Source organism: Xenophilus sp. (assembly GCF_044462705.1).
GTDB lineage: Bacteria > Pseudomonadota > Gammaproteobacteria > Burkholderiales > Burkholderiaceae_C > Xenophilus > Xenophilus azovorans.
In genome coordinates this window covers 19,948-29,054 of record NZ_JBIQNC010000039.1, presented here as the reverse complement: position 1 = coordinate 29,054, position 9,107 = coordinate 19,948, and the positions used below count along the sequence as shown (strand labels likewise).

Genomic DNA, 9,107 nt, shown 5'->3' with positions numbered 1-9,107 from the left:
CTGGCGGCCGGGCTTGACCACCCAGGCCTCGCACTCCAGCCAGTCGCCGCGCGCGCCGCGCAGCAGGTTCACCTTGAACTCGGCGGTCAGCACCAGCAGCCCCTCCGGCGCCTGGACCTGCGCCGCCGCACCCATGCTGTGGTCGGCCATGGCGGCCATCACGCCGGCATGCACCACGCCGCTGTGCTGGCGGTGGCGCGGCTGCAGGTCGATGCGGGTGTGCACGCGGCCGTCGTCGCCCAGGCCGGTCGCCTGCACGCCCAGGTCGACCATGAAGGGGGCGCTGGCGAAGAAGCGCTGCAGGGTCGGCAGGTCGATCTTCACGGGGCGCTCCCTTCCCGGCCTGCTGCGATCTCAGAGCACCTCGAACACGCCGGCCGCGCCCATGCCGCCGCCGATGCACATCGTCACCACCACCTTCTTCGCGCCGCGGCGCTTGCCTTCGATGAGCGCATGGCCGGTCAGGCGCTGGCCGCTCACGCCGTAAGGGTGGCCCACCGCGATGGCGCCGCCGTTCACGTTCAGCCGGTCGGCCGGGATGCCCAGCTTGTCGCGGCAGTAGAGCACCTGCACGGCGAAAGCCTCGTTCAGCTCCCACAGGTCGATGTCGCCGACCTTCAGGCCCAGGTTCTTGAGCACCTTGGGCACCGCGAAGACGGGGCCGATGCCCATCTCGTCCGGCTCGCAGCCGGCCACGGCGAAGCCCAGGAAGCGGCCCAGGGGCTTCAGGCCCTTGCGCTCGGCGTACTTCTCGTGCACCACCACGCAGGCGCCGCCGCCGTCGGAGAACTGGCTGGCGTTGCCGGCCGCGATCAGGCCGCCGGGCAGCGCCGGCTTGATGCCGCTGATGCCTTCCTTGGTGGTGCCGGGGCGGATGCCCTCGTCGTTCTCCACCGTCACCTCCTTGGTGATCAGGCCGAGCTGCGCGTCGGCCACGCCGGCCAGCACGGTGATGGGGGCGATCTCGTCCTTGAACAAGCCCGCCTTCAGGGCCGCCTCGGCCTTCTGCTGGCTGGCGGCGCCGTACTCGTCCATGGCGTCGCGGCCGATGTGGTAGCGCTTGGCCACCTGCTCGGCGGTCTGCAGCATGCTCCAGTAGATCTCGGGCTTGTGCTTGACCAGCCAGGGGTCGGCCAGCATGTGCTTGTTCATCTCGTTCTGCACGCAGGAGATGCTCTCCACGCCGCCGGCGACGTAGACCTCGCCCTCGCCCGCGATGACGCGCTGCGAGGCCATGGCGATGGTCTGCAGGCCCGAGGAGCAGAAGCGGTTGACCGTCATGCCCGAGGTGGTGACGGGCAGGCCGGCGCGCAGCGCGATCTGACGCGCGATGTTGGCGCCGGTGGCGCCTTCGGGGTTGGCGCAGCCCATGATCACGTCGTCGACCTCGGCGCCGTCGATGCCGGCGCGCTGCACCGCGTGCTGCACGGCGTGGCCGCCCAGCGTGGCGCCGTGGGTCATGTTGAAGGCGCCCTTCCAGCTCTTGGCGAGCGGGGTGCGGGCGGTGGAAACGATCACGGCGCTGGTCATGGTGTCTTCCTCTGGAAAAAGTCGGGGGATGCGGGTTACTGGGGCTGCGCGGTGCCGCGCAGCAGCTGCTGGTAGAAGCGGATCATGTCGCCGTAGCCGGCGACGGACAGGCGCTCGTCGGTGCCGTGGAAGCGCCCCAGGTCCTCGCCCTTCACGCGGATCGGCGAGAAGCGGTAGACCGCGTCGCTCACCAGCGTCATGTGGCGCGAGTCGGTGGCGGCGGTCATCAGGCCGGGCGCCACGGCGGCGTCGGGGAAGACCTCGCGCACGGTGCGCTCGATGGCCCTGTAGCCGGCGCTGTCGGTCGGCGAGACGGGCGACGGCTCGGAGTTGCCCGGGTAGCGCTTGACCTGGATGGCTTCGTTGCCGAGCGCCTTCTTCAGGTGCGCCTCGACGCCGTCGATGGTGTCGCCGGGCAGCACGCGGAAGTTCACCGCGGCCTCGGCCCGGCCGGGCAGCACGTTGTCCTTGTTGCCGGCGCGCACGATGGTCAGCGCGGTGGTGGTGCGCAGCATGGCGTTGCTGCTGGGGCTCTTCTCCAGTTGCGACTGCACCAGCGGGCCGGTGAGCCACAGGTTGGACAGCATCACGCGGTTGAAGGGGCTCATCTCCGGCGCCAGCGTGCCGAACATGTCGGCCGCGATGCCGCGGATGCCGCCCGGCATGGGCGTGGCCTCCAGGCGCGCGAGGGCGGCGCTCATCTGGCCGATGGCACTGTGGCGCGGCGGCATCGACGAATGGCCGGGCGCGGCGTCGAGCGAGAGGAAGAAGGTGGCGTAGCCTTTCTCGGCCAGGCCGATCAGCGCCGCCGGCTTCGTCAGGCCGGGCAGCACGCCGTCGAGCACCAGCAGGCCCTCGTCGAGCACCCAGGCCAGCTTCACGCCGCGCGACTTGAGCAGCTCGGCGATGGGCTGCGCGCCGCGCAGGCCGCTCACCTCCTCGTCGTCGCCGAACACGAAGTAGACGGTCTGGCGCGGCCGGAAGCCCTCGGCCAGCAGCGATTCCACGGCCTCGAGCTGGGCCATCAGGTTGCCCTTGTCGTCCATCGTGCCGCGGCCCCAGATGAAGCCGTCCCGGATGACGCCGGCGAAGGGGTCCACGCTCCAGGCCTTCTCGGTGCCGGGCGCGATGGGCACCATGTCCTGGTGCGCCATCAGCGCCACGGGCGCCGCCGCCGGATCGCTGCCGGCCCAGGTGTAGAGCAGCGCATGGCGGCCTACCACCTCGCGCTGGAGCGTGGCATGGACCTTGGGAAACTGCTGCGCCAGGTAGGCGTGCAGCTTCTCGAACTCGGCGCCGTTGGCGGCCGGGTCGTCCAGCGCCGAGACCGTGCGCAAGCGGATCGCGCCGGCCAGCCGCTCGGCGGCGGCCTGCACGTCCAGCCGCAGCGGCGGCGCCGGCGCCACGGCCACCTGCCGCGAAGGCTGGCGCCAGGTGTTCACCGCCAGCGCCGCGGCCAGCGCCACGAGCACCAGCAGCAGGCCGAGGAAGATGCGCTTGATCACGGCGGGGCTTCGATGCTCAGGAGAAGCTCTTGCCTTCGGCCACCAGCTTCCGGATCAGCGGCGCCGGCTCCCAGAACTTCGCGTCGTCGTGCGGGTTGCGCGCGAAGCGCTTCATCGCCTCGGCCACGTTGTACAGCCCCACCTGGCTGGCGTAGTGCATCGGGCCGCCGCGGTGCATCGGGAAGCCGTAGCCCGTGAGGTACACCATGTCGATGTCGCCCGCCTTGCTGGCGATGCCGTCCTCCAGGATGTGCGCGCCTTCGTTGACCAGCGAGAACACCAGGCGCTGCACGATCTCCTCGTCGCTGATCTTGCGCGGGGTGATGCCCAGCTCCTTGCGGTGCTCCTCGATCATCTTGTCGACCAGCTCGCTCGGGATGGCGTCGCGCTTGCCGGGCTGGTAGTCGTACCACCCTGCCCCGGTCTTCTGGCCGAAGCGGCCCAGCTCGCACAGCTTGTCGGCCGTGCGGCTGTACTTCATGTCGGGCTGCTCCACGGCGCGGCGCTTGCGGATGGCCCAGCCGATGTCGTTGCCGGCCAGGTCGCCCATGCGGAACGGGCCCATCGCGAAGCCGAACTTCTCGATCGCCTTGTCCACCTGCTGCGGCGTAGCGCCCTCGTCGAGCAGGAAGCCGGCCTGGCGGCTGTACTGCTCGATCATGCGGTTGCCGATGAAGCCGTCACACACGCCCGAGACCACCGCCGTCTTCTTGATCTTCTTGGCGAGCTGCATCACGGTGGCCAGCACGTCCTTGGCGGTTTCCTTGCCGCGCACCACCTCCAGCAGCTTCATCACGTTGGCCGGGCTGAAGAAGTGCATGCCGACCACGTCCTGCGGGCGCTTGGTGAAGGCGGCGATCTTGTCCACGTCCAGCGTCGAGGTGTTGGAGGCCAGGATGGCGCCCTTCTTGGCCACCGCGTCCAGTTGCTTGAACACCTTCTCCTTGACGCCCAGCTCCTCGAACACGGCCTCGATGACGAGGTCGCAGTCCTTCAGGTCGTCGTAGCTCAGGGTGGTCTTCAGCAGCGCCATGCGCTCTTCGTACTTGTCCTGCTTGAGCTTGCCCTTCTTGACCTGGGCCTCGTAGTTCTTCTTGATGGTGGCAATGCCGCGGTCCAGCGCTTCCTGCTTCATCTCCAGGATGGTCACCGGGATGCCGGCGTTCAGGAAGTTCATGCTGATGCCGCCGCCCATGGTGCCGGCGCCGATCACGCCCACCGTCTTGATGGCGCGCACGGGCGTGTCTTCCGGCACGTCGGGGATCTTGCTGGCGGCGCGCTCGGCCATGAACAGGTGGCGCAGCGCGGCCGACTCGGGGGTCATCATCAGCGCCAGGAAGATCTCGCGCTCCTTTGCCATGCCTTGGTCGAACTTCAGCTGCGTGGCGGCCTGCACCGCCTCCACGCACTTGAGCGGCGCCGGGAAGTTCTTCGACATGCCGCCCACCATGTTCTTCGCGAACTGGAAGTAGGCATCGCCCTGCGGATGCCTGCACGGCAGGTTGCGCACCAGCGGCAGGTCGCCGCCACCCTGCCCATGCTTTGCCGCCACCTCGCGGGCAAAGGCCAGGGCCTCGTCCATCAGCGACTCCGGCGAGGCCGCCAGCTTGTCGAACAGCTTCTGGCCCGGCGCCTTGGCCAGCAGCTCGCTCTTGACCGGCTGGCCGCTGACGATCAGGTTCAGCGCCGCCTCCACGCCCAGCACGCGCGGCAGGCGCTGCGTGCCGCCGGCGCCGGGGATCAGGCCCAGCTTGACCTCGGGCAGCGCGACGCTGGTGCCCGGCGCGGCCACGCGGTAGTGGCAGCCCAGCGCCAGTTCCAGCCCGCCGCCCATGCAGATGGAGTGGACGGCCGCCACGACCGGCTTGGTGGACGCCTCCAGCGCCAGGATGACCGACAGCAGGTTCGGGTCCTGCAGCGCCTTGGGCGAGCCGAACTCCTTGATGTCCGCGCCGCCCGAGAAGGCCTTGCCCGCGCCCGTGAGCACGATGGCCTTCACCGCCGCGTCCGCCAGCGCCTTCGACAGGCCGTCGGTGATGCCGACGCGCGTCGAGAGGCCCAGCCCGTTGACCGGCGGGTTGCTCATGGTGATCACGGCCACGTCGCCGTGCACTTTGTATTCAGCGGTCATGCTGCGTTCCTTTGGAAGATGGAAGAAAGATGGCGGAAAACCGGGGCCCGGCGACATGCCGGCGGCGCCCTCCGGCGCCGCTGCAGTCTCCAAAAAAGCACGAGTGTTCTTTTTCCGGGCATTCTAGGCATTTCACCCGTGCCCACAATGCCGGCGCAGTCGCTGGAGGGACAAGCGCCCGCAGGCGCTGCCGTGGATCAGACCTCCAGCCACTCCTTGCGCGTGGCGGCATCGGCGCGCAGGCCGTCGGGCGTGCCGTCGAAGACGATGCTGCCGTGGCCCATCACCAGCGCGCGGTCGGAGATGTGCATGGCGATGGTCAGCTTCTGCTCGATCAGCAGCACCGAGATGCCCCGGTTCTTCAGCGCCTTGAGGTACTCGCCCACCAGTTCCACGATCTTGGGCGCTAGGCCCTCGGTCGGCTCGTCGATGATGATCAGGTCCGGGTCGCCCATCAGCGTGCGGCACAGCGTCAGCATCTGCTGCTCGCCGCCGGAGAGCACGCCGGCCTCGGTGTGCTGGCGCTCCTTCAGGCGCGGGAACATGGTGTACATGTCGTCGAAGCCCCAGCGGCTGCCCTTGCCGCTGCCCTTCTGGCCGAGCAGCAGGTTCTGGTGCACCGTCAGCCGCGGGAAGACCTCTCGGTTCTCGGGTACATATCCGATGCCCAGGTGGGCGATCTCGTAGGCCTTGCGGCGCAGGATGTCCTGGCCCTTCCAGTGCACGTCGCCCTCGGCATGCACCAGGCCCATGATGGCCTTGGCGGTGGTCGAGCGGCCCGAGCCGTTGCGCCCAAGCAGCGCCACGATCTCGCCCGGGTTGACGGCGAACGACACGCCGTGCAGCACGTGGCTCTTGCCGTAGTAGGCGTGCAGGTCCTGGATCTTCAGCATCAGTGTCCCCCTCCTTGCGCGTCGGCCACCGGCGAGCCGAGATACGCCTCCTGCACGCGCGCGTTGGCGCGCACGGCGTCCGGCGTGTCGAAGGCGATCACTTCGCCGTAGACCACCACCGCGATCTTGTCGGCCAGGCCGAACACCACGCCCATGTCGTGCTCCACCGTCAGCAGCGTCTTGCCCACCGTCACCTCGCGGATCAGGTTGATGAAGTGCGCCGTCTCCGTCTTGCTCATGCCGGCGGTCGGCTCGTCCAGCAGGATCACGTTGGCGCCGCCGGCGATGGTGATGCCGATCTCCAGCGCGCGCTGCTCGGCGTAGGTGAGGTTCATCGCCAGCACGTCGCGCTTGCGCGCCAGGCCGACCTGCTGCAGCAGCGTCTCGGCCCGCTCGTTGGCGTCGTGCAGCCGCGAGAGGAAGCGCAGGAAGGTGTAGCGGTAGCCCAGGCTCCACAGCACGCCGCAGCGCAGGTTCTCGAACACGCTCAGCTTGGGGAAGATGTTGGTGATCTGGAAGCTGCGCGACAGGCCCTTGCGGTTGATCTCGTAGGGCGGCAAGCCGTCAATGCGCTCGCCGCCCAGTAGCACCTCTCCGCTGGAGGGATGCAGGCGCCCGCTGATGAGGTTGAACAGCGTGGACTTGCCGGCGCCGTTCGGGCCGATCACGGCGATGCGCTCCCCCTGCTGCACCGCCAGGTTGGCCCCGCGGATGATCTCGGTGCGCCCGAAGCTCTTGCGCAGGTCCTTCAGTTCGAGGGCGTAGGTCATGCCGTCATCTCCTTGCGCTTGATCTCGGCCTCGATCTCCTCCTGCGCCCGGCCCCAGACGCGCACGAAGCGGCGGCGCACCATTTCCATCAGCGCCCCGCCCACCACGGCCAGCGCGACGGCGCCGACCCAGGTGGCGGTGGAGGACGTGTCCAGTTCGCCGCCGAAGAAATGCACCTTCGGCCCCAGCGCCGCGTTGAGCTGGATGTGGTAGATCATCTCGACGATGGCGGCCAGGCCAACGACCATCAGCGCGCCCGTCACCAGCAGCCCGCCGTACAGGCCCCACAGGCGCTTGAACTTGCCGAAGGCGGCCACCCGCACGTTCATCATGATCAGGCTGGCGATGCCGCCCGGCGCGAACATCACCATGAACAGGAACACCAGGCCCAGGTACAGCAGCCAGGCCTTGCTCAGTTCCGACAGCAGGATCGACGCGAAGACCAGCAGCGCGGCGCCGATGATCGGGCCGAAGAACAGCGTCGCGCCGCCCAGGAAGGTGAACAGCAGGTAGCCGCCCGAGCGGATGGTGCTCAGGCTGTCGGCCGCGTTCACGATCTCGAAGTTGATCGCCGCCAGCCCGCCGCCGATGCCGGCGAAGAAGCCGGCGATGATGAAGGCGAAGTAGCGCACCCGCTGCGTGTTGTAGCCGATGAACTCCACCCGCTCCGGGTTGTCGCGCACGGCGTTCAGGATGCGGCCCAGCGGCGTGCCGGTGAAGGCGAACATCAGCGCCGTGCAGACGAAGCAGTACACGGCGATGAGGTAGTACACCTGGATCTGCGGGCCGAAGTCCCACCAGAGGAACTTGCCGTAGACGCGGTTGGTGGTGACGCCGCCCTCGCCGCCGAAGAAGCCCGGGAACATCAGCGCCATGGCCGCCACCAGCTCGCCCAGGCCCAGCGTGATCATGGCGAAGGTGGTGCCCGACTTCTTGGTCGTCACGTAGCCGAACAGCACCGCGAAGAAGGCGCCCGCCAGGCCGGCCACCACCGGGATCAGCACCAGCGGCACCGGCAGGCGGCCGTCGCTGGCCATGTTCATCGCGTGCACGGCGATGAAGGAGCCCAGCCCGGTGTAGACCGCGTGGCCGAAGCTCAGCATGCCGCCCTGCCCCAGCAGGATGTTGTAGGACAGGCAGATGATGATGAGGTAGCCGATCTGCGAGAGCATGGTCATCGCCAGGCTGCTGGTGAACACCAGCGGGGCGACGAGCAGCGCGATCGCGAACAGGGACCAGACGACGATCCGGCCGACGTTCATCGGCTTGAATCGGTACAGCTCGGCGGAAGTCGCGGCGGGCGTCATGGATGGGGTGGTGCTCATGGGTTCAGTCCTCCCGGGTTCCGAGCAGGCCGCGCGGCCGGAAGATCAGGATCAGCACCAGGAACAGGTACGGCAGGATGGGCGCGACCTGCGAGATGGTGAGCTTGAGCAGTTCGTAGCCGAAGGTCTGCTCGGTGACGGTGATGCCCAGGGCCTGCAGGCCGGTGGCGGCCGACTGGTCCATGGCGACGGCGAAGGTCTGGATCACGCCGATCAGCAGCGAGGCCAGGAAGGCGCCGCCCAGCGAGCCCATGCCGCCGACCACCACCACCACGAAGATGATGGAGCCGACCGAGGCGGCCATCGCCGGCTCGGTGACGTAGGTGTTGCCGCCGATCACGCCGGCCAGCCCGGCCAGCGCGGCGCCGCCGCCGAACACCAGCATGAACACGCGCGGCACGTTGTGGCCCAGCGCCTCCACCATCTCCGGGTGCTTGAGTGCCGCCTGGATCACCAGCCCGACGCGGGTGCGGGTGAGCAGCAGCCACACCGAGATGAGCATCAGCACCGCCACCAGCATGATGAAGGAGCGGGAACGGGGGAACTGGGTGCCGTAGATGGTGAACAGCGGGCCCTGCAGTTGCTCCGGCAGGCCGTAGGGCACGGTCGAGCGGCCCCAGACCAGCTGCACCAGCTCCAGGATGAGGTAGGACAGGCCGAAGGTCACCAGCAGTTCGGGCACATGGCCGAACTTGTGCACGCGCCGCAGGCTGTAGCGCTCGAAGGCCGCACCCAGCAGGCCCACCAGCAGCGGCGCGACGATCAGGGCCGGCCAGAAGCCGACCACGTTGGAAACGGCGTAGGCGAAATACGCGCCCAGCATGTAGAAGCTGGCGTGCGCGAAGTTGAGCACGCCCATCATGCTGAAGATCAGCGTCAGCCCCGAACTGAGCATGAACAGCAGCAGCCCGTAGCTGATGCCGTTGAGCAGCGAGATGAGAAAGAATTCCACG

General features: G+C 68.6%; 8 protein-coding genes. All 8 read right to left on the bottom strand.

The features are described from left to right. On the bottom strand, window positions 1–324 hold a 324-nt coding region (locus ACIY1X_RS08895; RefSeq protein WP_399679856.1), incomplete at its 3' end, for a PaaI family thioesterase. Window positions 325–354: 30 nt separating this feature from the next. Next, window positions 355–1,530, bottom strand: coding sequence for an acetyl-CoA C-acyltransferase (locus ACIY1X_RS08890; RefSeq protein ID WP_399679854.1), 1,176 nt, complete (start codon window positions 1,528–1,530; stop codon window positions 355–357). Between the two features lie 35 nt (window positions 1,531–1,565). Continuing rightward, window positions 1,566–3,035: a M20 family peptidase gene (locus ACIY1X_RS08885; protein WP_399679852.1), complete on the bottom strand. Its 1,470-nt coding sequence runs from the start codon at window positions 3,033–3,035 to the stop codon at window positions 1,566–1,568. Between the two features lie 16 nt (window positions 3,036–3,051). Further along, the gene (locus ACIY1X_RS08880) at window positions 3,052–5,166 is read right to left on the bottom strand and encodes a 3-hydroxyacyl-CoA dehydrogenase NAD-binding domain-containing protein (protein ID WP_399679850.1); all 2,115 of its coding nucleotides are present in this window, start codon (window positions 5,164–5,166) and stop codon (window positions 3,052–3,054) included. 197 nt (window positions 5,167–5,363) lie between these two features. Then, the gene (locus ACIY1X_RS08875; protein ID WP_399679849.1) at window positions 5,364–6,059 is read right to left on the bottom strand and encodes an ABC transporter ATP-binding protein; all 696 of its coding nucleotides are present in this window, start codon (window positions 6,057–6,059) and stop codon (window positions 5,364–5,366) included. Continuing rightward, the gene (locus ACIY1X_RS08870; protein ID WP_038216451.1) at window positions 6,059–6,829 is read right to left on the bottom strand and encodes an ABC transporter ATP-binding protein; all 771 of its coding nucleotides are present in this window, start codon (window positions 6,827–6,829) and stop codon (window positions 6,059–6,061) included. The genes ACIY1X_RS08875 and ACIY1X_RS08870 overlap by 1 nt, the downstream gene beginning before the upstream one ends. Beyond that, entirely contained in the window at window positions 6,826–8,154 is a 1,329-nt protein-coding gene (locus tag ACIY1X_RS08865; protein WP_399679847.1) for a branched-chain amino acid ABC transporter permease, read from the bottom strand. Before ACIY1X_RS08865 ends, ACIY1X_RS08870 begins: the two co-directional genes overlap by 4 nt. Window positions 8,155–8,158: 4 nt before the next feature. Then, complete coding sequence (locus tag ACIY1X_RS08860; RefSeq protein WP_399679845.1) at window positions 8,159–9,106, bottom strand: branched-chain amino acid ABC transporter permease; 948 nt, start codon at window positions 9,104–9,106, stop codon at window positions 8,159–8,161. Window position 9,107 lies beyond the last annotated feature (1 nt).